The following is a 26,841-nucleotide window of genomic DNA, read 5'->3' as shown; positions in this document are numbered from 1 at the left end:
TCACACCAACTCTGCCAAGGTGGCTAGTGCGACAATACTTGCCAGACCCACTTGGCCTGTTAAGCTAAATAATGAGAACAACCTTAAAATAAACAGCCCCCATGGATGGCGAATATGCGGATAAAGCGCACAGCGTTTCAAGCTTGTGGCAAAGAAAAAGCATAAGATCGAAACCAGCGTAAAACTCAGCGTTAACTCACTTTTAATAGCAATGCTATCGTCAAAAAAGAAGAACAACTGCACAGGTAGTAACACAGTTACAATCGCATGTAGTAAGTGCACTTTTTTAACGCGATCAAACTGCCCTTCTGGCGAAAGCTCTTTAATGCCAAAGTCATGCTCAAGGCACTTGACTAAGTTATCCGCTTTAATGCTAACTGCTAGTCGGTAGCAACTTAGACCGTCGTTGTTACGAACTCTAAAGTCATAGCCCGCTTTTAAAAGCAATACCAGTAAAGGTCCATTCTCGGCTAATACAGCGTAATGTAATGCTGTATTACCTTTATTGTCTTGGGCTTTCTTATCTTGATGTTCAAGTATTGTCTCAACAACATTCACATAGCCTTTTTCAGTAGCCCACATAAATGCTGTTTTACCGTTTTCGTCAGCTAAAGCACCTGTTGCGCCTTGCTCAATGAAACGCTTTGCCATGGTTTGTTTAGCATTTTCGTGGCTTAAGTGGGCTAGTAAAGCTTGTTCAAGTAACGATGCTGAATCAACATCAGGTGATACAAGTTTTAGTAAGGTGAAGTAATCTTCACCGTGAGCAACTTTTTCAGCCGCAAGCGCTGTTAATGGTTCAAGATCAGCCACTGAATCAGGAATAAAACCACTAAAACGCTCTCTAAAGTCAACTTCGGTCCACAACTCTAATACATCGTCCGCAGACATTTTTGCACCGTGATTAAGAACATGTTCAATCACAGTAAAATAGCGACGATTAAATAACTGGTGGATGAGAGTTATAGGCGTTTTAACAGCCGATTGAGCAAATGCGCTAGCATACTTCTCTAAGCGCTGGCATAACATTAAAACAAGACTTTCAGGGGTGTAGTCGTTTTCTAAAAAATGCGTTTTCATAGCATTAATATAATGCAACGCAGCTTCATCAAACTCAGAAATATGTTGGAAATAACACTCTTCAAACGGTTCAAGAGGAGTCAACCAAGTAAGGTAGTAAATAGGCGGAAGAACCGTCGTACACACACCGTCATCTTCATTAGTAGAACGACATGCCGGCCAAGCTTCTAAAGCATCTAAAATATAGGCCCCGTTTTGCTCAGCTAATCCTTTGATTAGTAACGGGTATTCCTTTGGCCAAATCAGTACATTTTCCATTAAAAAAACACAACTCCGCTGCACATTATTCGATGTCTTATTAAGCAACTAGTTATAGCAAAATTTAACTGACAGTTTGCTTAATATTGCGACCAATAACACAGTATCTGAACAGATACTTTGGTAAACAAGAAAAGTAGCATGATTCTACCACAGAGGGTTACAGGTGCTAGCGCAAAGTAGGTGATTTTTAAAGAAAATAGAAAAGCAGCGGCACATGGACGGTACTCACTGCTTGGTTGGAGACTGAAAGTAGCTAAAATGCTCGATGAGGTGAAGGTAATCGAGCTTTTGGCTAACTTACTTACTTGCTAATTCGCTTGTGACTTCGTCAATACCTACTTGACTGATGCGCTGCAATACTTCTTTTTGCTTCGCGCTTAACAGTGAAATACCTTCAGCAACGATATCGTATACTTTCCACTGCTTATCTTTGCCTTGACGTAATTTAAAGTGCAGATCGATGGCTGGCGCATTATCATCAACAATTTGCGTTTTAACAGTTGCATAACCATCGTCGATGAGCTGCGATTGATCAAAAATAACTTTTTGCCCTGTGTATTTCATTAGTGCCCCGGCATACGTTACTGTTAAGTAATGCTCAACCGCAGCAATAAAATCAACAGCTTGCTCACGGCGTAGGCCTTTAATGTGCTTACCTAAAAGCTTATACGATACAAACTTAATATCCATGTGCGGCAATAAGCGTTTTTCTACAATGTTCGCCATTGCTTCTGAGCTTGCATCGCCTTTTGCATTTACATTTGCGATATCAACAAATAAATCTGCTGTGACTGATTCTAATAGTTGCTTAGGCGAGCGGTCTTCACTGGCAAAAGCAGTTGCTGTAAAAAGCGCAGCAATTAGCAAAAATGAGTTAACTAGTTTGGTCATCGTATTCACCTCTCAACGAAAATTTTCGCTAATATACCGATATTAAACCCATAAAAAAAGAAACAATCCGACACCGTTTTAATGCCAATTTAGCACCAATAAATTTTTCCCATAGTTTTCAGTTAATTGCTAAAAAATATGAGAATGTGCACAGCTTCTGTGTTTTTACGCACATTGAAAAGTTCTTACCCCCGCCCTTATCTACTTGCTCACAGTCATAATGAGAAGTACCGAGATGAAACTAAAACACCCACTAAAAGCACTTATGTTAGGTGTAGCCGCCCTACTAGCAACACCGACTTATGCTGTTTCAAACCATGGCTATGCCGTTGATTACATTCAAGGTGAAGGTGATGTAAAAGGCTTAAAGCTGGCCTACCAATACCATATCCCCAATGAAAAGCTGCCCTTTCAACACGCCCGTTTGTACTTCGAGTCTAGTTTTAATATTTGGCAGTATGGCAAAGACAATAAACATCAAACGAATATCGTGTTAGCTATGTCTCCGGTGATCCAATACCCTGTATTTAATGTGAAAAACATGCCTGTTTATGTAGAGTTTGGGATTGGCGTTTCACTGTTGGATGACACCCATTTTGCAGGTAAAAACGTTAGTACTCACTATCAGTTTGAGGATAGGTTGGGCCTAGTTGCCGATCTAGATGACGACTCAACCTTAGCACTTAGGTATTTACATTACTCAAATGCGGGGTTCAAAAGCCCTAACCCTGGCCTTGATTTTATTTCACTGTCTTATGCAAGGCGATTTTAAGTGCTACTATATCGCTATGTATATCGGCAGGATTTAAAGATGGAAACTTGGCAAATTATAGCCATTTTTGTTGCCGTATTTGGTGTAGTAATTGGTAACCTTATGTTGCTAAAGCATGCAGCAAAAATGGACTTCAAAGTGCCTAAAAGCGATGATAATGAAGATAAAAAAAGCCCTGATGAATAATCAGGGCTTTTCTATTTAAGACTTCAGCTTAGTTTACACTAACCAGTGTGCCATTAAGACAATCACCGGTAATGTTACTAAGGTTCTTAAAATAAAGATGAAGAACAATTCGATAATATTAACCGGAATTTTGCTACCTAAAAGCAGTGCACCTACTTCCGACATATAAATCAATTGCGTCACACTCATTGCAGCAATGATAAAGCGTGTTACATCACTTTCGATACTACCAGCCGCAAGAATCGACGGAATAAACATATCAGCAAAGCCAACCATAATTGTTTGTGCCGCAGCTTCAGCTTCTGGTACTTGTAATAGCTCTAAGAATGGTACAAACGGTTTGCCCATATATTCAAAAATTGGCGTATATTCAGCAATAATCAAGGCAAATGTGCCCACAGCCATAACCACAGGTAATACAGCAAATACCATATCAAATGCGTTATGTAAGCCTTCTTTTACTGTACCAGCAAAGCCCGGCGCAGTGCGTGCTTTAGCAAGTGCCACATCAAGTGAGTGAGAAACCAGTGTTTTACCTTCAGGCACTGATTCTGCGTCTTTATCAGGCTCTGTTCCATCTACATAGAGGTCTTTTTTAAAGCGTAGCGGTGGTAAACGAGGCACAATTAGCGCTGCGGCTAAACCTGCTAAACACACTGTTAAGTAAAACGGTGCGAAAAGGTGCTCAAGCTTCACTTGGCCAATCACAACTAAACAAAAGGTAATTGATACAGCTGAGAAAGTGGTACCAATAATGGCCGCTTCGCGCTGCGTATAATGTTTGTCTTCATACTGACGAGCGGTCATCAAAATACCCACACTGCCATCACCTAACCAAGATGCTACACAGTTAACCGCACTTCGGCCTGGCACACCAAAAAGAGGGCGCATAACTTTAGTTAATAAGGTACCAACTAGCTCTAACAAGCCGAAGTTTAATAATAACGGTAATAGTAAGCCCGCTAAAACAAACACAGAAAACAATACTGGCAACAAGTCGTTTAAAACCAGTGCGCCGGTATTACCGGAAATAATCATTTCTGGCCCTTGTTTTGTGTAGGTCAAAACGATAAAAACCATACCCAGTAATCGAACACTCAGCCAAAGCCAACTAACATCAAATAAATGTTTAATTATAAAGAACTTAAGTAATGGCTGCGGTTTAAACAACTTTATCACTAAAGATAAAATACCGGTAATGCAAACAATGCTGGTAATTAAACCCAGTGCAAATGGGCCAATCCACTCTTGCACTGCTTTTGCCATAACAGCAATCGGAATGGTCATTGCTTCACCTATGGGTACCGGCGTCATAAACAAGAAGACACCTATAAGTGAAGGAACGAAAAAGGTAAACAAGGTTCGCAAGTCACTGCGATTTGCTGTGTTTAAGTTAGACATATTTTCAACCTGTAAAAACCACAAAAAGAGCGGCTAAGCTCTTTTTGTGGTGGTTTTGACTTTTTTAATTATTAAATATTGATACCGCGCTGACGCAGTGCATTTTCCAATGCTTGCTGGAGGTCGTTCATTGTACCAGGCTCTAATGTCGAACCTTCAGAGTCCATCCAAGTTAAACTTGTGCCGCCATCATTGGTGCGACTAACAAGAATTTGGTATTGGCCATCTTCAATTGGAAGTTCAGCTAACTCTTCGCCCCAAATTGAATCCCATACGCTTGACTCAGGCTTTTTGTAATCGGCCGTGATCAAACCACGCTCTTGGTCAATCTCTACGATAGTGAAAGATAAGCGCTCTAAGAAACCTGAGAAACGATCAAACACCATGTTGTAATCTTGCTCTGTAACCAGTGCCGCATTACCTTTGTTATCAAAGCCCATTTCTAATGAAATAATGCCTTGTTGTTTACGCATATCAACTTCAAGTTGACGGTAACGATAATCAAACTCAGCAATCACTTGGTTTAACGCACGAACTTCAAGCTGTTGCTGTAGTAATGGTGTTAATGGTACTGAATCACTTTTATAATCAGCCAGCTTAGAAGTTAACGAAGCTGTACGCTGATGCGACTTTTCTTCAATTGTGAAGATAAAGCGCTGTTGTGATACTTCAGTTTCAGTTTCCCAGAACCAACCTTCTTCAGGTTTAATAATGGCATACCAACCTGTTTCAATTGAATTAGAGGCTTTGTCTTCTTTTAAAGCGGCGGTATTTTTTTCTGCTAAAACAGCTTTGATAGAATCCCAGATAAATACATCTAAATCTTCGATACCATCGTTTTTATCAAAATAAACACGTGCTTCTGTGTCACCTTCTTCAACCCAAGTACCTTGAGCAATGGTAATCACTTGCGCTGGCGGACGGTAGTTTTTAGCTTCAGGATTGTTGTCGTATTGCGCAACATCCATTTTATAAGTTGGATCTTGAGCTGGTTGCGCTAATCCTGCTGGAGCTTTCACCGCTTCGTTAGCACGATAATTGCGTTTGTGGTGCGCTTCATCGGTGAATACACCGCACCCTGTTAAACTTACCATTACGCTTACAGCAAGCGCCTTTGAGATCCAATACTGCACAGATATTTCTCCTTAGCAAACCCTTAATTTTTTTAACAAATATATGAGTGGGTAATGCCGATTTGGTTCACTGTAAAATCACTTTTAACTTTACATTTATTGTTTTTATGCAAAAAACCCGAATAGATTGGGCTAGCGTAACGTATTTGATTGCTTATCGCCTTGCAAAATTTTAACTATGGTACTTTCTGATGCCCCTAAAAACAAGAAAGAGCGCACTTTATTCACGGCTTAATTAATCGCCGCTATCGTTAACGGAGCAAATTATGTTAAACTTCGCCGCCGTGCGGTATTAAACTCACGTGAAATCAAAGCTTATTTAAGCTTATATCCATTGGTATTGTTATTTACTAGGTATTTAAAATTCCATGACTGCTTTTACAAATCATCAGATAGTGCTCACTGCGATTGGCGAAGATAGACCCGGTATCGTTAGCGAATTAACTCAGTTAGTGAGTGATTGCCATTGCAATATAATTGACAGTCGCATTGCTATTTTGGGCAACGAATTTACCTTTATCATGCTATTAGCAGGTGATATGTCGGCAATTAGCCGTATTGAACATACATTGCCAACTAAAGGTATGGAACTTGGTCTTTTAACCATGATGAAACGCACCGCAAGCCATGTTGCATGTGAATTTTGTGCCGGTTACACCCTCGAATACACAGGTATTGATACACCAGGAACATTAAGTAAAGTTACGCGCTTTTTTGCTGATAACAACATCAGCATTTGTTCTCTCAAGTCAGACACTTACGATGAAGATGACGAGCTTAAAATGCGCTGCGAACTCGAGTTTAATATTCCTGTTGAAGTCGATATTGATAACTTTAAAGTGAGCTTCGAAGATCTTTCTCGTAGTTTGAACGTAGATTATATTTTCAGACGCATTCGCTAAGGAGCAAAGCATGAAAACAATTAATCCATTACAAGCAGGCGATACAGCCCCTGCTTTTAGCTTACAAAATCAGAATGACGAAACTATCGTGTTAGCTGATCTTTTAAAAGAGCAGCAAGTACTGGTTTATTTCTACCCTAAAGCGTCAACACCAGGTTGTACTGTACAAGCAGAGAACTTACGTGATGAAAAAGCTGAGCTTGCTAAATTAAATACGCGTGTTGTGGGTATCAGCCCAGATCCAATCAAGCGTTTAAAGAACTTTGAAACCAAAAAAGAGCTTAACTTTGATTTATTAGCCGACGAAGATCACGCAATTGCTGATGCTTTTGGTATTTGGGGTTACAAGAAGTTTATGGGTAAAGAATACGAAGGAATTCATCGTATTAGCTTCCTTGTAGGCCAAGACGGCAAAATCAAACATGTGTTTGATAAGTTCAAAACCAAAGACCATCATCAGGTGGTGTTGGACTATTTAGCGCAGAATTAATAGTTACAAGTTACAAGTTACAAGTTACAAGTTACAAGTTACAAGTTACAAGTTACAAGTTACAAGAACATAGTAAAAAAGCGTTGCCATGGTGCAACGCTTTTTTGTTTTTAACTAGAAATATTAAACCCCGTGTCTACTTTATCGGGGTCAGATCATCGGGGTCAGATCAGACGGCTGACGGCTGACGGCTGACGGCTGACGGCTGACGGCTGACGGCTAAACCCTAACTAATTCCTAAATACTTATGTACTTGAACCGATAAACGCCAGTTCTTTGCAATACAGGTTTCAATGGCAAGTTTGGTTGCTGAAGTTTTTTGGCTAATTGGTTGTAGATACACTAAACGCGGATTCACACCTGTTTTTAAGAATAAATCTTCGAGCTCTTCCACATGCTTTTGCATTGCCACTGGGTGTTTAATCTCATCAGCACGCTGCATTGCACTGCGTAATACTGTATAGCCACCACGCATATTAATTTTTGGTGAAACAGTCACCCATGTCTGCTCAGGAACTAAAATTTCAAATGTACCGCTGGTTTCAATTTGAGTCGAATAGCCATTTGCGTGTAATAATTCACACACTGGATTTAGGTCATACATGCAAGGCTCACCACCAGTGATCACCACATGCTTTGCGTTGTAGCCACGTTCTTTAAATAACGCTAACACTTGCTCAGCTGTTGCTTCAGCCCAATGATCTGAGTCTGCTTTTTTCTCAACGGTGTCATCAAGTGACACTTTATATACGTTATCAACGTCCCATGTTTGTTTTGTATCACACCAAGCACAACCCACAGGGCAGCCTTGTAAACGTAAAAAGATTGAAGGTGTACCCGTAAAACTCGCTTCACCTTGAATTGTTTCAAACACTTCGTTAATTTTGTACAAAAGACATCTCACTTACGACGCAACGGTATAAAATACATACCATCAAAAAAACCAAAAACACGCGCAAAAATTGTTATTTAGGCCCGAGCCGTGTAGTATATCGCGCCCTGAAGTAAACCTCTATCAAAAGTAAGAGCAAAACAGATATGACGCAAAAAGTAGTTGTGATTTATTCCGGCGGTATGGATTCATTTACCGTATTAAATAAAGCCCTGCAACAAGGCCATGAAGTATATGCCCTGTCGTTCGACTACGGCCAGCGTCATGTTAAAGAGCTTAAAGTAGCTGCTCAAGTATGTGAAAAGTTAGGTGTTTCTCACAAGATTGTTGATATTTCAGCGATCAACCAGTTGATTGGTGGCTCATCACTAACTGATGATATCGAAGTACCAGAAGGTCACTACGAAGAAGAAAGCATGAAGAGCACAATTGTGCCTAACCGCAACATGATTTTACTATCCCTGGCTGTGGGTTATGCGGTGTCTTTAAAAGCTAGTAAAGTTTATTACGGTGCCCATTCAGGCGATCATGCAATTTACCCAGACTGCCGCCCTGAGTTCGTACAAAAAATGGATGATGTTTGCCGTATTGCCAATTACGACGCTGTTGAAATTTTCAGCCCGTACTTAAACAATACCAAAATCGACATTTTGACAGACGGTTTAAAAATGGGTCTTGATTACAGCCAAACATGGACCTGTTACAACGGCCGCGATAAAGCCTGCGGTAAATGTGGCGCCTGCCAAGAGCGCTTAGAAGCCTTTGCTTTAAATAACGTTACTGACCCTATCGAATACGAATAACCTTATTTAGAATGGGGCAGATTAAGTTTAAAAGGCGAGTTTAACTCGCCTTTTTTGATTGTGCTTGTTGAATAAGATTTAACAGTTCTGCTGTGGCAGTTGCATCGGCTAACGCTCTATGATGATTCGTTAAATTCAATTCAAAATGTGCCGCTAAGTTACCGAGCGAATATGACTTAAGCTTTGGAAATGCCTTGCGTGATTCAACTACGGTACATAGCTTTGGCATTTTAAAGCCCTGCCCGATTGCACTGTATTCTTTGCGAATAAAGCCGTAATCAAAATTCACATTATGGGCAACAAATACGCTACCTTTTAATAGTGAGCGCAGGGTATCAGCAACCTCTTCAAAGCGTGGCGCATCACGAACCATAGCGGCGTTTATCCCCGTTAACTTGGTGATAAAAGCAGGAATACTGCGCTCAGGGTTGATTAAACTCGCCCATTGTTTAATTACTTCGCCCGCTTGTAACTGCACAACGGCTATTTCAGTAATTTTATTATTACCTTGAACACCGCCGGTGGTTTCTATATCGACCACACTGTAAATTCGATTCGGATCATTAAACCAATTTACCGCAACGATATTCACTGCAAAGCCATGTTGCTTTAACACCTCAATACTGACAAGTTGGTTGCGCCTTAGTTTATCGCCTGGGGCTTTCACTTCCTCAAAGGTGAGCTTATCCCCTTTAAGCACCATCAAATCTGGGTAGCCATCTTTGAGCTGCTTAAAGGTTTTTGTCATTTGCAATAAATGCGCTTTTAAATTTGCAAGCGGGCTGTGTTTTATTAATACCTCTAGCGGCTCTAACATATCGCTGTGCCACATAAACATAGCGTTAGGCGCTTCATAAAACTGCCCTACGTTTTTACAAACATATTTATATAAGGCTTCATTGCTAGTGAATTTTGCAAGCTTTTGCTCAATTTGTGTTTGTTGCACTGTATAAAAACAATCAGCCAGTAACACCTTTGGATAAAGATCAAATTCATTACACGGCGGGTGCGGCGTCTCTATAAAAAGTTCTTGCCAAAACGTTAACGTAAAAAGACTCAACCAAAGATTATTCTCGGTAAAAAATACCGTATTACCAAGCTGTTGATAATACTCACACACTCCTTGCTCTACATCGCCACGATAAATGTCATCAACCTCTAATTGATGCTCTGTATCAATGAGCATTTGTGTTAGGCGTGAGCGTTGTTGCTTATTATATTTACGCTGTAAAAAGTCCTCTGCAAAATACAAAATGCCATCATCAAGCGGGTCTTGAATAACTTGCTCAAGCTTTTGTTCAACCCAGCTTTTATCACCTTGTTTGTAACGGTGGCGAATTGCTAGCTCTTGCGCTTCACTGCTACCTTCACAGTGCTCAAGTAATTCAAATGCAAATGCTAAATCATGATCTTTTAGCTGCTTATATAAGCGGATCAGTAATTTGTTTTTGATACTCTGGGCTAATTCATCTTCAGAGCTAATGGCTAAAAGTGCTTGGGCTAGGTTCTGATACTCTGTGTGTGACTCACTTTCTTTGAACTGCATTCGCAGCTTATTTAATTGATAATGCGTTTGTGCTTCGGCTAGTGTTTGAAAACGCGATATGCTCTCATTAACATCACCACGTACTTTTGCAATTCCTAAATCACGCATCACAAAACGATTTTGATGATTGATATCACCGCCACTTAGTCGGCCGCTATGTAAAAACTCAAAGTATTCATAAAACTGACTGCGGCTATTGACCACGAACTGACTAAACAACGACTCTAATTCACTGTGGTTACGATCAATATGCTCTTTACACAGTTGAGTTAAGCGCTGTTTACTGGCTGACTTTTTGTAATCAGGTTGAGTCGCCATTAACTCATCGTTTGCCAATAAGGTTAACAGGGTTGGTTTGGTTAAATGCTCAAGCAATAGATCTAATTCATCGCTGCTAGGATGTGCCACCAGCCCTTGCTGCTTTAGCTTAAAAATAGCACCGTGCAGATTAGGGATCTCTTCATAATTTAATGATGACAACGCGATGATTTTTGGCTTTCGAGAATAAATACGCAGCAAAGTACATAAGCTTTGCTCATCAAGCTGAAGGAGTTTTTCAAGAAATAACTGCTGCTCTTCTATAAGCAGATGCCTGCACTGAGCTTGAATAAATTCAGCAAGCTCCAAGAAGTGACTTAAATAATATTTTGCTGGTAGTTGTGTTTTCATAACCAAACCTGACACTGTATATAAATACAGTATCAGGTATTAGCTAATTGATTTCAATGTTTGTGGTTATTTAACTTTTAAAATACCCACAATTGCGCAAATTGCGCCCCCGACCATACCTAGCCAAGCTTCAATTGGTGTATCACCACTAAACGTGCGGCTGATTTGCGCACTTGCAGAGTCATACACGTTATATCCCCATACGGCTAGCGCCACACCAATAACGATTAAAGCAATACCTATAATTTTTCCCATCGTGTTGTTCCTTATTGTTATTAATTTCTTTTTGATAACCTCAGTGTTGCACACATATTAAACGCCTGCAAAGCCTTAAGAAATAATCAAACTAAAGGTTATGTTTTGCCCACTTAACGACACCTGAAGTTCAGCATCAATTGCTTTACTTAACGCTTTGGCAATAGATAAGCCTAACCCAAAGTTATCATTAGAGGTTCTGGCACTGTCTTTTTGCCAAAGCGGATCAAATAACTGGCTTATATCTTCTTCTGTTAAGGGTACTTGTAACTCATTCATAACAGAGAATTGCAACTTATTCTCTTTATTCAGTAGCGTGCTTATAGTTACATCACTCTTGTCAGGGCTATATTGCTTGGCGTTATTTACAAGGTTGGTGATGATTGATTCAAGGGCAAATAAATTACTGACAATGGCAGGAATATCATCTTGAAACTCAAACTTAATTCGCTCTAAATCATATTTTTCTAAGGTACGTAAAATAACCTGGTTTAAATCACATGCATCTTGCTTTGGAAGTGCTTCATCACTGTACTTATGCAGTAATAATAAGTTCGACACAATACTCTTTAAACGCTGGCTGATTTTTAGCACTTCGGGTTTAAAATCTGCCTCAAACTCTTTTTCATTTGGAAAACGAATGGCCACTTCAGCCATATTAATAAGCTCAGCTATAGGCGTTTTTAACTCATGAGCAATATCCGAGGTTAAGCGTCTTTCACGAAAATAAAGCTGGCGGTTTTCCCGTATAAAGGCATTTAAGCTATCAACAATGGGTTGCAGCTCTTTAACAGGCTCTTTTATTGTTATCACGGCATTTTTATCAGCGATACTGAGCCGGCTAATATCCCGGTTTAGTTTATTCAGCGGCGCCAAAGAGCTGTCGACCGATTTACGCACAAATAGACGAATAAATACGATTACTGACACAGTAGAAACAACAAAAATAACGTCGATGAGCCATAAAACAAAGTCAACTTCTTCTGATGAAGCCGCATAAGCTAAGGTTATGGGTTGTTGCAAAGAGGTGTTAACGCCCTCAATAAAGTCTTCATCATCGTCTAGGTCTAAAGGCGGTATAAAGCGAGTGTAAATAACACGGCCATTGCGACCATCAGGTAACTCAGTATTGATGATTTTTGTCTCGCCAAGCTTTATTTTCTCTAGAGGTAGATTCTTTTGTGAGAAAAGATGCAAGCTTTCTGAACGCGCAAACACGCCAGACTGCGACCAAATTTGAAAATACTCAGTTTCTGTACTGCCAGAAAACTCAGGCATGAATTGCCCTGAAAAATCAAAATCAATTTCTTCTTCGTCAATATCAATCAATGACATAAGCATGCCGGCTTTTGATTTCAAACCACGATTAAATTCGTTATCAATCCAACTATCAACGGCGATATCGGTTGCAACTAAAATACTCAGCACTAGCCCAGTTATAGTAATCGATAATGTGGTTACTAACTTACTGCGAATTGATTTCATTATTTTCCTTGAATGATATAACCAAAACCACGCTTAGTTTGAATAGGTAACTCGCCACCTGCTGCCCTCACCTTTTTACGCGCCGATGATAAGTGCGCTTCAATGGAGTTTTTTGAAACTAAGTCATATTGCCCAGCAATATAGGTACTTAACTTTTCGGCTGTGATCACTTTGTTTTGATTACTAAACAAGCACTCGACTATTTTATATTCGTTGGGGGTGAAATCGATGACAGTGTCGTTAACTTGCAAAAGTTTTAATTGTAAATTTAAAGCCAAGTTATCGATGCGGATCACATCGCTGATTGTTTTCAGGCCGCCGCGACGCATTAAATTTAATAACCTTGCATGCAGCTCATCAAACGAAAATGGTTTGGTCAGGTAGTCATCGGCCCCGGTGAGTAGTCCTTTCACTCTATCTTCTGGTTCTTGCTTGGCAGATAAAATAAGCACACGAACGTCAAGCTGCTTTGCTCTTATGGTTTGTAATAACGTAATGCCATCAATACTGGGTAACATAATGTCGAGTATGATTAATTCGTACTCACCTGTCATTGCCATACTCAAACCTTCAGCGCCATCGCCGGTTTCATCAATAGTAAAACCTAGGTTCTCAAGACCAATTCGTAGACTACGTCTTAATGACACCGAATCTTCTATAATCAACAATTTCATATGTTACTCATTTAGGTAAAAAGCGCTTTAGCGTCATCAGCTTACGCTTTGAATCTTAAGATCCACTTAAGATTTACTGAAGTTTTTCTAGTTTAGAAAATATTAAGATTACCATAAGGATTTCTTAAGTTTCGATTCCTAGTATTGCCGTAGTTTCGATTAAGTAAGTACGACTATGACAACAAAACTTTCTGTTTTAAAACCTTTATTCCGTTTTTCATTAATTTTAATGTCAGTATTTATACTGTCGAGAATTACCTTGCTTGTATGGCAACACCAAAGGTTAGCTGATGGCGATAGCCTAGCCGTTTTATTTGGAGGCTTAAGAGTCGACTTAAGCAGCTTAGGCTACTTGTCAGCCTTGGCTGTTTTAATGTTACTCGCTAATGTACTTTTGCGCAGCAAAACCGCTTTATTTCAGCATGTTTTTACTTTTTATAGCAGTATAGTTATAACTTTAATCGTGGTTGTAGAGGCTTCTACTCCCGCGTTTATTACCCAGTACGATGTACGACCAAATCGTTTATTTGTCGAATACCTAGACTACCCTCAAGAAGTCTTTTCTATGCTATTACATGGCCACCTATTTGCCATGATAAGCACCTTAATTATTGCAACGCTTAGTTGTGTGTTTACGTATCGTTATATTAATGCTGCATTTAGCAAACAGCAAAATGCTAAAACGGTTAGCCAAGTGGGGATACTCGTTACGGCTTTATTAATTTGCTTAATTAGCGCAAGAGGCACTGTAAGCCATCGCCCGTTAAACCCTGCATTAGTGTACTTTTCAAGTGACTCACTAGTTAACTCCTTGGCACTTAATTCAACTTACAGTGTCGCATTTGCTATTAAGAATATGGGCAATGAAAAAAATGCCAGTAGTTTATACGGTACTATGCCACGTGATGAGATTTTACAAACAGTAAAGCAAGCAGCCTATAAACAGCAGTTTATCACTGAGAGTATCCCTACCCTTGCCAACAACACACCTTTTAACACAGGCAAACAAAAGAATTTAGTGATCATTTTAGAAGAAAGCTTAGGCGCACGCTTTGTTGGCGAACTAGGTGGCATAGGTGTGACTCCTGAGCTCGATAAGCTTTATCAACAAGGCTGGGGCTTTGATAACTTATACGCCACTGGCACACGCTCTGTTCGAGGTATCGAAGCAGTAACAACTGGGTTTACCCCATCACCTTCGCGCTCGGTGGTCAAACTTTCTAAATCTCAGCGTAACTTTTTCTCACTTGCTGATGTATTAAGCCGCACAGGCTATACCACCCAATTTATTTATGGTGGTGAAAGTCATTTCGATAATATGAAAAGCTTTTTCTTAGGCAATGGCTTTAGCGATATTGTCGATATTAATGACATGCAAAACCCTGAGTTTATTTCGTCATGGGGAGCAAGCGACGAAGACTTGTTCAATCAAGCTGATATAGAGCTAAGTGAGCTAAATAAATCAGGCAAACCATTTTTCAGCCTTGTGTTTACCTCAAGTAACCACGACCCATTCGATATTCCAGAGGGTAAAGTAACACTGCCTGAAGGCCACGACCCAGAAAACTACAAACGCGATCTAGCAATCAAATATGCAGACTATGCTCTTGGTAAATTCATCGCGAAGGCACAAACGCAAGATTACTGGCAAGACACCGTCTTTTTAGTCGTTGCAGATCATGATGTGCGCGTGTTTGGTTCTGAGCCTGTGCCGCTTAAATCTTTCCACATCCCTGCTGTGATCCTAAATAGTGATATGGATGCAAAGCGCGATACACGCTTAGTCAGCCAAATTGATTTACCTGTTACTTTGTTGTCGTTATTAGGCGTTGAGCAAGCAACCCCCATGCTTGGTTATGATTTAACTCAACAATACCCTGTTGAGCGCGCCATGATGCAGTACTACGACAACTTTGCTTACGTAGAAAATGGTGAAGCCGTGATCCTGATGCCAAACCAAAAAGTGAGCTATTGGCGCTATGACTCTACAAGTAAAACGCAAGTTGCCATCGATAACACAGATAGCAGAGTTGAGCTTGCCAAAAAAGCCTTAGCACACGTCTTATTTAGCAATTTAGCTTATACCGAACAGTTGTATCGCTTACCAAATAAATCGTAGCGATGAGGAATGATTATGAGCATGCAAATTAAACAACTCCTTACTAAAAAATGGCACGTTAGCTACAGCCAATTTGTCTGGCTGGTGTCGTTGTACTTGGTTATTGCATTTAATGGCCTGTTTTTATTTAACATGCTTGAAGCAGCCAGCAAACCTCAACATGTCAATTGGTTATTTATAGCAAGCGTACCGTTTTTCTTATTAGCAGTGACGGCAATGGTGTTAAGTTGGTTATCGCTAATCACCTTTGTAAAACCCGTGCTTTTAACAAGCATCGTGGTTTCATCGTTGTTGTTTTATGCAACCTTAAATTACGGTGTTATCTTTGATAAAAGCATGCTGCAAAATATCTTAGAGACAAATTCAGGTGAGGCTTTTTCATACCTTAATGTACAAGTTATCGCTTTTATTACTGCGCTAGGCGTACTGCCTGCTTACTTGTTTTCTCGCTTTAAAATTGTCGGAAACTTTCGTGTTCGTCTTAAAAGCTTTGCGCTTCTTAACGTTACAGCGTTTATTGCTGTAGCTGTTATTGCCGTTCCTTTTTATAAAGATTACGCCTCTGTAGGGCGTAATAATCGTCAATTAACCAGCTACATTACCCCCTTTGCATTTTATACTGCGGGCTATAAGTACCTGCGCGATAATTATTTTTATCCACCTTTACCATTTAAAGTCTTAGATAAAACACCGCACCTATTAGCTAAGCAACAAAGTTCACTGACGATTATGGTGGTAGGCGAAACAGCACGCGCAGCAAATTTCTCACTGCAAGGTTACGACAAGCCAACTAATCAATATACCCCTAAACTTGGCGTTAAATATTTCAGTGATGTTAGTTCATGTGGCACCGCAACGGCCATTTCTGTACCTTGTATGTTCTCGCGCTTAGATCGCAATCACTATGATTCGCGCATCGCGCAAAGCCAAGAAAATGCCCTAGATATCATTCAACGAAGTGGTGTCGAAGTAACGTGGATTGATAACAATAGCAGCTGTAAAGGGGTTTGTGTGCGGGTAAACTCAGAAACGGTAGAACCAACAAAGAGCAACCCACTTTGTGACGGACGCTATTGTTTTGATGAAGTACTGGTTGAAGAATTGGCTGCAAAGCTTGCCAAAAGTCATGCAAAGCACCAACTAGTGGTATTACATATGATTGGTTCACATGGGCCAACCTACTATCGCCGCTATCCAGAAAAAGACAGTAAATTTTTGCCTGATTGCCCACGTAGCGATATCCAAAACTGTAGCAGTGAGCAACTTACCAATACCTATGATAATACCATTGCTTATACCGACCTAGTGCTGAGTAAACTTATTAATTTACTGCAAAACAGTCAGGCGGATGACAAAGCCCTGCTGTATGTTTCAGATCACGGTGAATCACTAGGTGAAAAAGGCTTGTACTTACATGGCTTTCCGTATGCGTTAGCGCCTAAAGAGCAAACCCAAGTGCCTATGCTGTTTTGGAGTAATAAACTAGCCGATACCCGCTTTAATCAATGTATCGAACAGCAGCGTAATCATGCTTTTTCGCACGATAACATTTTTGACACCCTACTAGGCTTAACCCATGTACAAAGCACTGAATATCACCCAAAGCAAGATATCTTTAATGCTTGCTCAACACAAAGCTAACGAAATAGAGATTTCATACTATGCAATTTGATAGCACTAACAAACCCATTGGCATTAAACGTATTCGCCTTGCATTCAAAAACTCCCAACGAGCATTCACGTGGTTGGCAAAGCATGAGTCTGCTTTTAAACAAGAGCTGATACTGTTGGTACTTGCCATAGCGGTGGTTTTTGTATGGCAGATTAGTCTGTATGAGAAAATTATGCTGCTTGTATCAGTGCTATTTGTGATGTTTGCTGAAGTCGTCAATACGGCAATTGAAGCCGCCATAGACCGAATAGGCCTTGAAATTCATCCATTATCAGGCCTAGCTAAAGACTTAGGATCTGCAGCCGTACTGATTGCTCTATCAATTTGTGCGTTGGTATGGGGCGGCGTGTTTGTTAATAACCTAAGCTAACTCGCTTTTTTATCATCTGGGGTGTCATTACAAAGTGCACAGTGGCGCCCTTTTGATGAATGATATAAACGGGTTGCGATAAAAATGGCCGTTGCAATAAATGACCAAAGTAGCGCAAAGCCTAATGCGCTCATTGTCTCGTGACCTTTTAGAATTTCCACCATAAATAACAAAATTGCCACCAGCGTAAAAACTTTAGTGGTTCTTAATATCCAAAATTTTGTACCCACAACTTACTCCTTTAAATGAGGCCCCTTTAAGCGAGACTCCTTTGAAAGAATAAGTGTAGTTCAAAATAAGAAAAATCCCCTAAAAACTCGAAGCAGGCTCAGACAATATTTGTACATTATTTTTGAATACCTCTAAAAGCCCCGGCGATGAGTGTTCAGTACCAAGCACTGTTACATGACAAACGTAACGATAACCGTTGTTAGTAAAGGTATAAAAATGATTGCCCCCACTGCCATCAAAACTTAACGTGCCCCCTGTGATCACAAGGCTTGGCTCATCTTTCATAGATTGATCAATCCCCCATGCTGCATAGCGGTACTGATTATCAGCCAGTTCATCGATACGAATTAAATGCTGTTTTGTTTGCCACGTTAATATCGGCTTTATAAATTCACGAAGGCTTTTGTGTAATGCTTGTTTTTGCTCGTCAATCAGTGCTTCACGTCGTGCTTTTTCTGCCTCTGATTCATAAGGCACAGCCCAAATAGAGCCATCAAAGTCTAACCACAATTTGCCTGAATCAAACATGATGCCGCGCCACCCCATCATTTCCCAATCATGGCGAATATTTGAGTTCACGATTTTTTCGACAAACTCTTTATCAAAAATTTGCTCAAAGTTTTCTATAAGCATTTGCTCATTTTCAATTGCTTGCAGCGGCTCTTTGCGCTGCAGTGGATAATGCACTCGCTTAGCAATGGCAGCTTTATCACCTGCCTTAAATGCCGCAACCACAGGTTTGACAATATTTATGTGCTTTGTTGCGGCAAGACCACTGAATGCCATCAACAAAAGGAATAGATAAACGCTGTACTTAAAAAATCTCATTAATTACTCGACCACCAAATCAAACACAACATTGACACTTGCTCTGAAGGTAATCGATTCTTGTAAATACTTACCTTCTGGGACTGTATTAATACGTGAGCCCGTGACCATGATTCGTTCAATATTTGTATTGCTACCATAGCCAAAGTGACTACCTATCTCTTGCGATTGAATACTATACACCCGACCAAGTTTCGCTTCGAATGCGCTTGCAAGGCTACTTCCCTGCTGTTTGGCATTCGCAACTGCTTTATCAAGAGCGGCTTGCTCGTAATCTGAGGCTTTGGTTGATAAAAGTTGAATTTGATCGATTTGATTGACACCCACTTTAAGCGCAAAGTTTAAAAAGCCGTCCAAAAGGGAGAGTTTTTTAAGGCTGACTTTGACCTTGCGCGTGGCTCGAAAGCCATCTTTAACTTGGTTATCATTTTCGTCATAACGCATGTTCGGCTCTACGAAAATTCGCCCCGCAGAGATACTTTTTTCGTCTATTGAGAAATTATTTAAGCCCGCCAGGAGTTCATTAACTTGCGTATCGACTTGCTGCTTAGCCTGCACGCTTTCAGCTTTTACAGCTTCAAACTCTAACGTGATATCAGCCCTATCGGGGGCTGTACGCACAACTGCCTCACCTTTAACAACAATATGACGATTATCCGGCAGACTTGTTGCAGCCATCGCAGAACTTGAACATAAAACTAATGGTAACAGTAATTTAAGCATCGTAACCTCTCCCTAGAAAAAGTTATGATGCCTTGCTACAGCAGGAAAGTATAGTAATGCATACTTTCTTTCGATGTAAAAAAGCGAGTGATGATAACTCACCACTCGCAAACTCATCGAAGTTAAGATGATAGGAAATAAACGCTAATTGGCTTTAACTTGCCATCGCATTGTCGACGTAATCTTCGACCATATCGGCAAAATCTTGATCAACAATACCCAGCTCTGCAAAGCACTGCTCTTTAATTTTAAACCACTCGCTCGAATACTGTTGGTGGCGGGCATAGTCCACAGCACTTTCTGCACATTTTAAGATGGCATACGCCATACGTTGTTGCTCATCATTGTTTTGCTCTAAAAAGTGCGTGTTGTGATGATTTAAAATAACGTGACAAAGTGGCTTTGGAAGGTGCCAAGATACCGAGATAAAATAACCAATCACCGCATGATCACACTGATAACGAGCCTGCTCTAGGTCGGTAATCGCGTGCTCTTTTGCTAGGTTTGCTTGTTTAAGAACCTCGACATAATCTCTGAATTTTAATGCCATTGCAGCAATACCGACATTATGAAAAAGCCCTAAAGAGTAAAGCTCATCCACTGGCATTAATGACTTATAACTGTTACCTAGCAGTACACAGGCATTCGCAACTTCAACCGACTCATCCCAAAAGCGCTCTAAGCTAATACAGGCATTGCCTTTAAAGTTTTGCTTAAGCAAGGCCAAGGTTACTAGCCGATTAAGCTGATCTAAGCCTAAAAACATCGCCGCTTGGCGTATATCACTAATGGTGCGTTGTAAACCAAACACCGGGCTATTTATTGTTTTTAATAATAAAGCTGAAAGACTGATGTCTCTTGATATTAGCTGAGCTATTTTATCTAAGCTTGCATCCGACTTTTGCATTTCATCGGCAATTTGGCTCAATAGTTCAGGTTTTGGTGGAATATGAAAACCGCGTTCAAGCGAAACTAGGCGTTGTTCATCTAAGTTGATCATTTGCCCAAGAGCCTCCGTTAATAAGCAACGAGCAATTTAATGGTTTAGATGTGTAAAGTAACCTAAGAAGTTCGCCTTAGTATTGTTTGAGATCAATGTGTTGCGAAGAAAGGAAAATAATTAATGAAAGGCTAACACGGCACATTATGACAACTTGCTATAATGTGCCGTCTTTTTGAAGATTTGCTTAGTGAGCAAGTACGCTTAGCCACTCATCTGGGTTTGCTAGAATGAACTCAAATACATCGTTGTTATTTAAAGTAATGCGAATTCCATCTGCTGTAATTGGTAGAATACCCGCGCCTTTACCCGAACACTTATCAACGTTATTGATGTGCGCTCGTGAAAGTGTGTATGGACCTAAGCCTAACTCTTTATTAAACGGTTCAAAAACAATCTCTTGCTCAGTCACTAAAAGCTTACCATCCGCTTTTGCGACACCCGATTGAATAGTCGCTGTTGATTCTTTGACTGTGTGTGCGTGCATATCCTTTACTCCACTTAACAAATGAGTGTGGCTTACACTCAATTAAATCATAAAAATTTCGTACCAACTTAAGATACAATAAGTACGAAAAAAGTACAGTGCTATTGATTTAAAATATTTTTATAAAAAACTTAATTATTCGCTTTAAGTTACTTTTACCTTAGTTATTAAGATTTTTTATTACCCTCATAAAAAGTCATTCTGAATTAACCCCTTTCTTATGTGAACGAAAAAAATACTGCTATGCTTAAATTAACAACAGGATAGGTGCGGTAAACTGATGACAAAAGCACTGCAGCAAACTAAAAACAAGTTGAAAGTGAATGCAATTATCGTGATTGCATTAGTAACGTCGCTCACTGTTACCTCATTATTCTTTTACAAAAATGTCGACTCTCAATGGCATGACTATTCAAAAACCGCCGCTAACGTTTATGTTCTACACGACAAGCTAATTCAAAAACTCGGGTATGGTGGCTTTATTCACCATTTTAAAAACCTAGTGCTCAGAAAAAATACAGAGCTATACCTACCGCCCATTGAAAAGGAACTCATCGAAATAAAAGAGATCCTTGCCAAGCTTAGCGCAATAAAAGAATACGACAAAACTGCACTTACTGACGTTAAAAAAACGGTTCTTGAATATGAAGACAAACTCGATATTGTTTTAAGAATGATAGCTAACGGCGCGACTAGCGAGCAGATAGATACCACTGTAAAAGTAGATGATACAGATGCATTGAAGGCACTTGCCGCGTTCGAGCGACATGTAAAGTTAATGCTTCAAGATAAAAGCATCGCCATTGATGAAAACTTCCAAATTGCTTACATCGTGCATGTGTTAACAATCATATTGCTAACTAGCATATTGCTTATTTATTTTAGAAAGCTTTCTAACTCTTATAAACAACAGATTGAGCTAACTGAGCGTGCATTAGAAGGTGCGAGAATAAAATCAGAATTTTTAGCCAATATGAGTCATGAAATACGCACCCCACTTAATGGCATTATGGGGCTTTTACAAATTTTGCAGCCGAACATTCAAAAACCGAAAAATATAGAAGTTGTTTCTAAGGCGTTGTTTTCTTGTCGGTCACTCCTTACCATCATCAACGACATTTTAGACTTTTCGAAAATGGAGGCGAACGAGCTTTATATTGAACAGGTAGATTTTTCGATGTCGAAGGTTGTTGAGTCGATCAATTCTGATTTTCTGCCGCTTTGTAACGAAAAAGCAATTGAATTAAACATAGATATAGACGATGACGTTGAAGATTTATGGATAGGAGACCCAGTTAGGGTTCGACAAATTATTTTAAACCTGGTTTCTAACGCCGTTAAATTTACCGAGCAAGGTGGCGTGCAAGTAAAGATTAATAAATCTTTGCAAAACCAAAAGCAAGGTGTTGAGATAGAAGTGATTGATACCGGCATCGGTATGAATAAAGAAGGTTTAATGCATCTGTTTAACCGTTTTCAGCAAGCCGATAACAGTATAACGCGACGTTTTGGCGGGACTGGATTAGGAATGTCGATCACCGCGAATCTTATTAACCGCATGAACGGCACTATTGATGTTGACAGCGCGCTCGGTAAAGGCACCCATTTCACCGTCTATTTACCGCTCAAAGTATCTGAAAAGCAACACTTACATGATAGCTTTACTGATGTAACCGCACCTGACTTATCGGCTAAAACACTATTAATTGCTGAAGATAACCCACTCAACACCATGATCATCAAATCAATGCTTGCAGAAACCAACGCAGAGCTTCATTTTGCAAAAGATGGCGCTGAAGCAGTCGAGCTATTTAAACAACTCAATCCCATTTTAGTTTTAATGGATATACAAATGCCAACTATGGGGGGAATCGAAGCCTGCTCACATATTCGTAGTATTGATAAAGAGGTGCCTGTTATTGCCTTGACTGCCAACGTGATGAAAGAAAATATCATCGAATACATGAATTGTGGTTTTAATGGCCACGTAGGCAAACCCATTGAAAAGCATTTACTATTTAAAGCGCTGCATGATGTCATTGCAATTAGCCGTGACGAGCTCATAGACTAGGCTTCCCAAGCAGAAAATTTTTACCTTCACTTTATTTTCAATGACTTAAAACTTTACTTCTACGTTTCTCCTGCTGATTCAAGATCGTGTAATTTTCATCCAATATTGATTGACTTGGCTAAAAAGATCCCTCATAGTCGAAAAAATCATCAGTACACATTAGACCAAATTATAAAACCAAGTAGCAACTAAAATGCTATCACAAAAATGTGGAGGAGATGCGTTATGAACCGTAAGTCAAAATTAATCTACCGTATTATGTTGGCCTCTAAGCTTCATAGCCGTAATAAAGAGATATCACTCGATACATTAAAACAAGGCTGCTGCCTAAGTGACTCTGAATTACTAACCATTATAAAAGAGCTAGAAATTAAAAAACTGATCAGCTGGGATGCCAGTAAATCTACTTTTATGATTTCAGCCTAGCTCGGCATATTTAAACGACAGCTTCGCTTTTTCTTGCTGTCGTTTAACATACCACCATCCAATTTAATCATTTAAGTATTTAGCCCCCATCCAAATATAATTAAGCGTAATATTGCTACTTAATCGATTATGTAACCACACTGTGAATACGTATGCATTTAATTGTAAATATTAGCTCAGGGTATATATTTAGTCGAAGTGTTGTTTTTTCATACAACACCTTTATTCGACAACAAGGCCTGATATGAATTCATTGCTAACCAAAAGTTTGCTTATTTTATTACTAAGCCTCATTACTGCATGTACACACACTAAAACTACAAACACTGCCTATGAGCCCAAGCCTTACGTAAAACTAACTCATCCTGAGTGGTCAAAAAATGCGGTGCTTTATCAATTAAATACGCGTCAATTCACTAAAGAAGGCACCTTTAATGCAGCACAGCAGCAATTGCCACGCTTGAAAGAGTTAGGCGTTGATATTATTTGGCTTATGCCCATAAACCCGATTGGTGAAGAAAACCGAAAAGGCAGTTTAGGCAGCCCTTATTCTGTAAAAGATTACCGTAAAGTAAACCCTGAGTTTGGCACATTAGAAGACCTTAAAGCCTTTGTGAACAAAGCCCATGATATGGGGATGTACGTCATTTTAGATTGGGTAGCAAACCACAGTGCATGGGATAACAGGCTTCGATTTGAACATCCCGATTGGTACGACCGAGACTACAAAGGCCAATTTAGGCCAACACCGTGGTGGGATTGGTCTGACATTATTGATTTTGATTATTCAAAACCTGCTCTACGTGAATACATGACAGAATCGATGAAATACTGGGTAAAAGAAGTCGGTATTGATGGCTATCGCTGTGATGTAGCTGGCTTTGTGCCGGTAGATTTTTGGAATAACGTCCGCCGTGAGCTTGATAACATAAAGCCTGTTTTAATGCTGGCTGAGTGGGAGTCTCGCGATTTACATGCCGAAGCCTTTGATATGACTTACGCGTGGTCTTGGTCTGAGCACATGCATAAAATCGTAAATGGCCATGCAGATGTCAGCGCCCTCTTCGTTTATTACTCATGGAACGAAAGTGCATTCCCAGCAGAAGCTTATCGCCTTGTGGGTGTTGCCAACCATGACACAAATGCATGGGAAGGCACCATGTTCGAAAACTATGGCGATGCACTTGAAGCCGTTATTGCATTATCTGTCGTTGGCGAAGGCTTCCCTATGATTTACAACGGCCAAGAGGCAGGTAACGATAAACGCCTCGCCTTTTTCGAACGAGACCCAATCAAATGGCAAAAGCACCCCATTGGTGATTTATACCAATCACTATTTGGACTCAAACATAGTAATGAAGCTCTGTGGAATGGCCAATTTGGCGGCCGCATGGTGCATGTACCAAACAGCGCACCAAAACAAGTGCTAAGCTTTGTTCGTGCAAAAGGCAACGATAAAGTATTTGCCGTATTCAATCTATCGAAAGAGCCACAAACAGTTAGCTTTAAAGAGCCATTGTTTTTAGGTAAATACACTGATGCTTTTTCAAAGCAAGAAATAGAATTTGCTCAAACAACAGAACTTACAATTCCAGCATGGGGATTTAGAGTATTTGTAGAGTAACTTACAGCCTCACTCTACTTACTCAAAATAACCAAATTTGATCCCATAACTAAAGCTATGGGATCAAATAATCAATTAATTTACTAATAAGACACCCATATTAATTTCTATCACTCCACAGAGCTAAACCTATTAAAAAACCTCTAACTAGACACCCAACTTAAAATTTCTCACTTCTCAAAATTATGACTAAACTTAAATTGTTCAACTCATGGAGGAGAAGAGCATGGCAACCCCCCGTAGAAACTTAATAAGCGTTTCAAATACACCTTACTATCACTGCATATCACGCTGCGTTCGTCGCGCCTATTTGTGCGGACAAGATCCACTAACGGGTCGTTCATATGAACACCGGCGCGATTGGGTTGAAAAGAAACTATTTCAACTTGGCAGGATATTTTGTATTGATATTTGTGCCTACGCGGTTATGAGTAATCACACTCATCTAGTTCTTCACATTGATATAGCAAAAGCTAAGCGTCTAAATAATAAAGCGATTCTTATTAGATGGCACAAATTATTCAAAAGTACATTCCTTTGCCAACGATTCTTAAATGGCGAATTGCTAACACAAACCGAGCTCGCTGCGGTTAATGCCAGAGTAAATTTATATCGAGAACGGCTCAGCAGCATTAGTTGGTTTATGCGAGTTCTTAACGAGGGTATTGCACGAAAAGCGAATCTAGAGGATGAATGTAAAGGACGATTTTGGGAAGGTCGCTTTAAATCACAAGCTTTACTTGATGAAGCAGCACTTGCCGCTTGCCTTGCATATGTTGATTTAAACCCTGTTAGAGCAAAAGCGGCTGATTTACCAGAAGAATCTGACTACACCAGTATTAAATCTAGAATTTATGCAGCTCAAAATAATAAGCAACCAAAATCACTTATGCGCTTTGCAGGTAAAACACGTAAACATATGCCTAAGGGACTACCATTTGAGCTCAAGACATATCTGCAACTTGTAGATTGGACAGGCCGTTCAATACGAGAAGATAAGCCAGGGACAATCCCAGAAAATGCGTTACCAATACTTGAAAGACTAGATATTTGTACTGACAACTGGCTTACACTCACCACTTCCTTTACCCGCTCGTTTAAAAATACGGCTGGTAAAGAGCAAGCTATAACTGCTTATGCAAATCACATGAAACGAAAACGAAGAAGCTCTATTAGCACTAGTCGTGCACTATTTGCCTAAACTGAAACTCGAAAATGTTTAAAGTAACCTGCCTTTGGACTAAGCCTGCCCGAAATCAGGTACTACTCAGGCAATGCCCTACAAAATCTTGTAAACATAACATTTTGATGTATAGATTAATTTAGTTAATTAATTTTGAGCGACTAAACTAGTTGCTCTTAGAGTTAGCTATTAAAAACTCCTACTATAGTGGGTGTCTTAATAATTTTTATAACCTCTACCTGACTAACTGTGTCTCTTTCAAATCAATCATGTACATAAAAACGAAGTTCACATTTTTAATATGGGTGTCTAGATAACTCTTAAGTGGATGTCTCGATAACTTAAAAAATAAACATACTTAAAGTTGAGTTTAACTAATACAGAATAAAAAAGAGTTCTAAAGAAAGCTTTAAAATGGAATTTAAATGAGGAAAATCACCCAAATAGAATTTTGGGTGGCAGTCTTACCAGCCGCATCTCGGCACACACGTCACACGCTGTGGCTGCTCCCTTCCGGGCCTGACCAGGTTCACCTGCTAGTGTTGCGAGAGGACCAATAAGACTACCATTGAGGGCCTTGTTTGGCGCGGGAGGGATTATCTCTACTTTTAGCCTGTTATTCAAGGGATATTCGAAAAAGAAAGTGCGATTGCATACTTGGTATACA

At 39.8% G+C, this 26,841-nt stretch carries 26 protein-coding genes and 1 other RNA gene; 12 read left to right on the top strand and 15 right to left on the bottom strand.

The features are described 5' to 3' along the window. Complete coding sequence (locus HUS61_RS10420) at positions 1–1,338, bottom strand: ankyrin repeat domain-containing protein (protein ID WP_175082797.1); 1,338 nt, start codon at positions 1,336–1,338, stop codon at positions 1–3. 300 nt (positions 1,339–1,638) lie between these two features. After that, complete coding sequence (locus HUS61_RS10415) at positions 1,639–2,232, bottom strand: phospholipid-binding protein MlaC (RefSeq protein ID WP_062566938.1); 594 nt, start codon at positions 2,230–2,232, stop codon at positions 1,639–1,641. 235 nt (positions 2,233–2,467) lie between these two features. Between HUS61_RS10415 and HUS61_RS10410 the strand changes: the two genes are divergently transcribed. Beyond that, positions 2,468–3,004 carry an acyloxyacyl hydrolase gene (locus HUS61_RS10410; RefSeq protein ID WP_175082798.1) on the top strand — a complete coding sequence of 179 codons (537 nt, stop codon included), beginning with the start codon at positions 2,468–2,470 and terminating at the stop codon, positions 3,002–3,004. Positions 3,005–3,043: 39 nt separating this feature from the next. Next, on the top strand, positions 3,044–3,190 hold the full coding sequence (locus HUS61_RS10405) for a DUF2897 family protein (protein ID WP_175080216.1): 147 nt from the start codon (positions 3,044–3,046) through the stop codon (positions 3,188–3,190). Positions 3,191–3,223: 33 nt separating this feature from the next. On the opposite strand, the gene HUS61_RS10400 is transcribed toward HUS61_RS10405, so the two are convergent. Beyond that, a complete protein-coding gene (locus HUS61_RS10400; RefSeq protein WP_175080215.1) occupies positions 3,224–4,591 on the bottom strand; it encodes a YjiH family protein in 1,368 nt (455 codons plus the stop codon). A 71-nt stretch (positions 4,592–4,662) separates the two neighbouring features. After that, positions 4,663–5,724, bottom strand: coding sequence for an outer membrane protein assembly factor BamC (gene bamC / locus HUS61_RS10395; RefSeq protein WP_175082799.1), 1,062 nt, complete (start codon positions 5,722–5,724; stop codon positions 4,663–4,665). Positions 5,725–6,092: 368 nt separating this feature from the next. On the opposite strand from bamC, the gene HUS61_RS10390 reads away from it, so the two are divergent. Together HUS61_RS10390 and bcp are read left to right on the top strand one after the other, a co-directional pair. Beyond that, positions 6,093–6,626: a glycine cleavage system protein R gene (locus HUS61_RS10390; RefSeq protein WP_054553746.1), complete on the top strand. Its 534-nt coding sequence runs from the start codon at positions 6,093–6,095 to the stop codon at positions 6,624–6,626. 10 nt (positions 6,627–6,636) lie between these two features. Next, complete coding sequence (gene bcp / locus HUS61_RS10385) at positions 6,637–7,116, top strand: thioredoxin-dependent thiol peroxidase (RefSeq protein WP_055199277.1); 480 nt, start codon at positions 6,637–6,639, stop codon at positions 7,114–7,116. Positions 7,117–7,342: 226 nt separating this feature from the next. Here the strand turns inward: bcp and queE are convergent, their stop codons facing one another. Beyond that, positions 7,343–8,008, bottom strand: coding sequence for a 7-carboxy-7-deazaguanine synthase QueE (queE, locus tag HUS61_RS10380; RefSeq protein WP_175082800.1), 666 nt, complete (start codon positions 8,006–8,008; stop codon positions 7,343–7,345). A gap of 122 nt (positions 8,009–8,130) precedes the next feature. On the opposite strand from queE, the gene queC reads away from it, so the two are divergent. Further along, entirely contained in the window at positions 8,131–8,811 is a 681-nt protein-coding gene (gene queC, locus HUS61_RS10375) for a 7-cyano-7-deazaguanine synthase QueC (protein WP_268795049.1), read from the top strand. Positions 8,812–8,851: 40 nt separating this feature from the next. Here queC and HUS61_RS10370 read toward each other — a convergent pair whose 3' ends face one another. From HUS61_RS10370 to HUS61_RS10355, 4 genes are all read right to left on the bottom strand, one after another. After that, positions 8,852–11,026 carry an exonuclease domain-containing protein gene (locus HUS61_RS10370; RefSeq protein ID WP_175082801.1) on the bottom strand — a complete coding sequence of 725 codons (2,175 nt, stop codon included), beginning with the start codon at positions 11,024–11,026 and terminating at the stop codon, positions 8,852–8,854. 66 nt (positions 11,027–11,092) lie between these two features. Then, positions 11,093–11,281, bottom strand: a complete 189-nt coding sequence (locus HUS61_RS10365) for a DUF3185 family protein (protein WP_054553751.1) — start codon at positions 11,279–11,281, stop codon at positions 11,093–11,095. 75 nt (positions 11,282–11,356) lie between these two features. After that, positions 11,357–12,766 carry a cell wall metabolism sensor histidine kinase WalK gene (locus tag HUS61_RS10360; protein ID WP_175082802.1) on the bottom strand — a complete coding sequence of 470 codons (1,410 nt, stop codon included), beginning with the start codon at positions 12,764–12,766 and terminating at the stop codon, positions 11,357–11,359. Then, the gene (locus HUS61_RS10355) at positions 12,766–13,440 is read right to left on the bottom strand and encodes a response regulator transcription factor (protein WP_175082803.1); all 675 of its coding nucleotides are present in this window, start codon (positions 13,438–13,440) and stop codon (positions 12,766–12,768) included. The genes HUS61_RS10360 and HUS61_RS10355 overlap by 1 nt, the downstream gene beginning before the upstream one ends. A gap of 175 nt (positions 13,441–13,615) precedes the next feature. Between HUS61_RS10355 and HUS61_RS10350 the strand changes: the two genes are divergently transcribed. Genes HUS61_RS10350 through HUS61_RS10340 form a run of 3 tightly spaced genes read left to right on the top strand, consistent with a single transcriptional unit; the run spans position 13,616 to position 17,601 of the window. After that, the gene (locus tag HUS61_RS10350) at positions 13,616–15,559 is read left to right on the top strand and encodes an LTA synthase family protein (protein ID WP_175082804.1); all 1,944 of its coding nucleotides are present in this window, start codon (positions 13,616–13,618) and stop codon (positions 15,557–15,559) included. A 15-nt stretch (positions 15,560–15,574) separates the two neighbouring features. Beyond that, the gene (locus HUS61_RS10345) at positions 15,575–17,200 is read left to right on the top strand and encodes a phosphoethanolamine transferase (RefSeq protein ID WP_258536012.1); all 1,626 of its coding nucleotides are present in this window, start codon (positions 15,575–15,577) and stop codon (positions 17,198–17,200) included. A gap of 20 nt (positions 17,201–17,220) precedes the next feature. Beyond that, positions 17,221–17,601 carry a diacylglycerol kinase gene (locus HUS61_RS10340; protein WP_175082805.1) on the top strand — a complete coding sequence of 127 codons (381 nt, stop codon included), beginning with the start codon at positions 17,221–17,223 and terminating at the stop codon, positions 17,599–17,601. Here the strand turns inward: HUS61_RS10340 and HUS61_RS10335 are convergent. The 5 genes from HUS61_RS10335 to HUS61_RS10315 all read right to left on the bottom strand — a co-directional run bounded on the left by HUS61_RS10335 (position 17,598) and on the right by HUS61_RS10315 (position 20,870). Next, positions 17,598–17,831 carry a hypothetical protein gene (locus HUS61_RS10335; protein ID WP_054564076.1) on the bottom strand — a complete coding sequence of 78 codons (234 nt, stop codon included), beginning with the start codon at positions 17,829–17,831 and terminating at the stop codon, positions 17,598–17,600. The two genes, HUS61_RS10340 and HUS61_RS10335, sit on opposite strands and share 4 nt — an antisense overlap. A gap of 79 nt (positions 17,832–17,910) precedes the next feature. After that, positions 17,911–18,660 carry a hypothetical protein gene (locus HUS61_RS10330; protein ID WP_175082806.1) on the bottom strand — a complete coding sequence of 250 codons (750 nt, stop codon included), beginning with the start codon at positions 18,658–18,660 and terminating at the stop codon, positions 17,911–17,913. Between the two features lie 3 nt (positions 18,661–18,663). Next, complete coding sequence (locus HUS61_RS10325) at positions 18,664–19,383, bottom strand: SIMPL domain-containing protein (protein WP_175082807.1); 720 nt, start codon at positions 19,381–19,383, stop codon at positions 18,664–18,666. Between the two features lie 154 nt (positions 19,384–19,537). Continuing rightward, positions 19,538–20,383 (bottom strand): HDOD domain-containing protein, encoded by an 846-nt coding sequence (locus HUS61_RS10320; protein WP_063528277.1) that lies wholly within the window; start codon positions 20,381–20,383, stop codon positions 19,538–19,540. Positions 20,384–20,570: 187 nt separating this feature from the next. Then, a complete protein-coding gene (locus tag HUS61_RS10315) occupies positions 20,571–20,870 on the bottom strand; it encodes a hypothetical protein (protein ID WP_063528276.1) in 300 nt (99 codons plus the stop codon). Between the two features lie 280 nt (positions 20,871–21,150). Between HUS61_RS10315 and HUS61_RS10310 the strand changes: the two genes are divergently transcribed. The 4 genes from HUS61_RS10310 to HUS61_RS10295 all read left to right on the top strand — a co-directional run bounded on the left by HUS61_RS10310 (position 21,151) and on the right by HUS61_RS10295 (position 26,192). Next, a complete protein-coding gene (locus tag HUS61_RS10310; RefSeq protein WP_175082808.1) occupies positions 21,151–22,941 on the top strand; it encodes an ATP-binding protein in 1,791 nt (596 codons plus the stop codon). A 225-nt stretch (positions 22,942–23,166) separates the two neighbouring features. Next, complete coding sequence (locus HUS61_RS10305; RefSeq protein ID WP_058586260.1) at positions 23,167–23,367, top strand: hypothetical protein; 201 nt, start codon at positions 23,167–23,169, stop codon at positions 23,365–23,367. Between the two features lie 244 nt (positions 23,368–23,611). Then, a complete protein-coding gene (locus HUS61_RS10300; RefSeq protein ID WP_175082809.1) occupies positions 23,612–24,991 on the top strand; it encodes an alpha-amylase family glycosyl hydrolase in 1,380 nt (459 codons plus the stop codon). A 226-nt stretch (positions 24,992–25,217) separates the two neighbouring features. After that, positions 25,218–26,192, top strand: coding sequence for a transposase (locus tag HUS61_RS10295; RefSeq protein WP_175082810.1), 975 nt, complete (start codon positions 25,218–25,220; stop codon positions 26,190–26,192). Between the two features lie 444 nt (positions 26,193–26,636). Here the strand turns inward: HUS61_RS10295 and ffs are convergent. Continuing rightward, an RNA gene (gene ffs, locus HUS61_RS10290) (signal recognition particle sRNA small type) lies at positions 26,637–26,733 on the bottom strand. Between the last annotated feature and the right edge of the window lie 108 nt (positions 26,734–26,841).

The sequence above is a fragment of the Pseudoalteromonas sp. 0802 genome (assembly GCF_013350085.1).
Taxonomy (GTDB): Bacteria; Pseudomonadota; Gammaproteobacteria; order Enterobacterales; family Alteromonadaceae; genus Pseudoalteromonas.
Note: the sequence above shows the minus strand (reverse complement) of the source record. Positions and strands in the feature narration are given on the sequence as shown.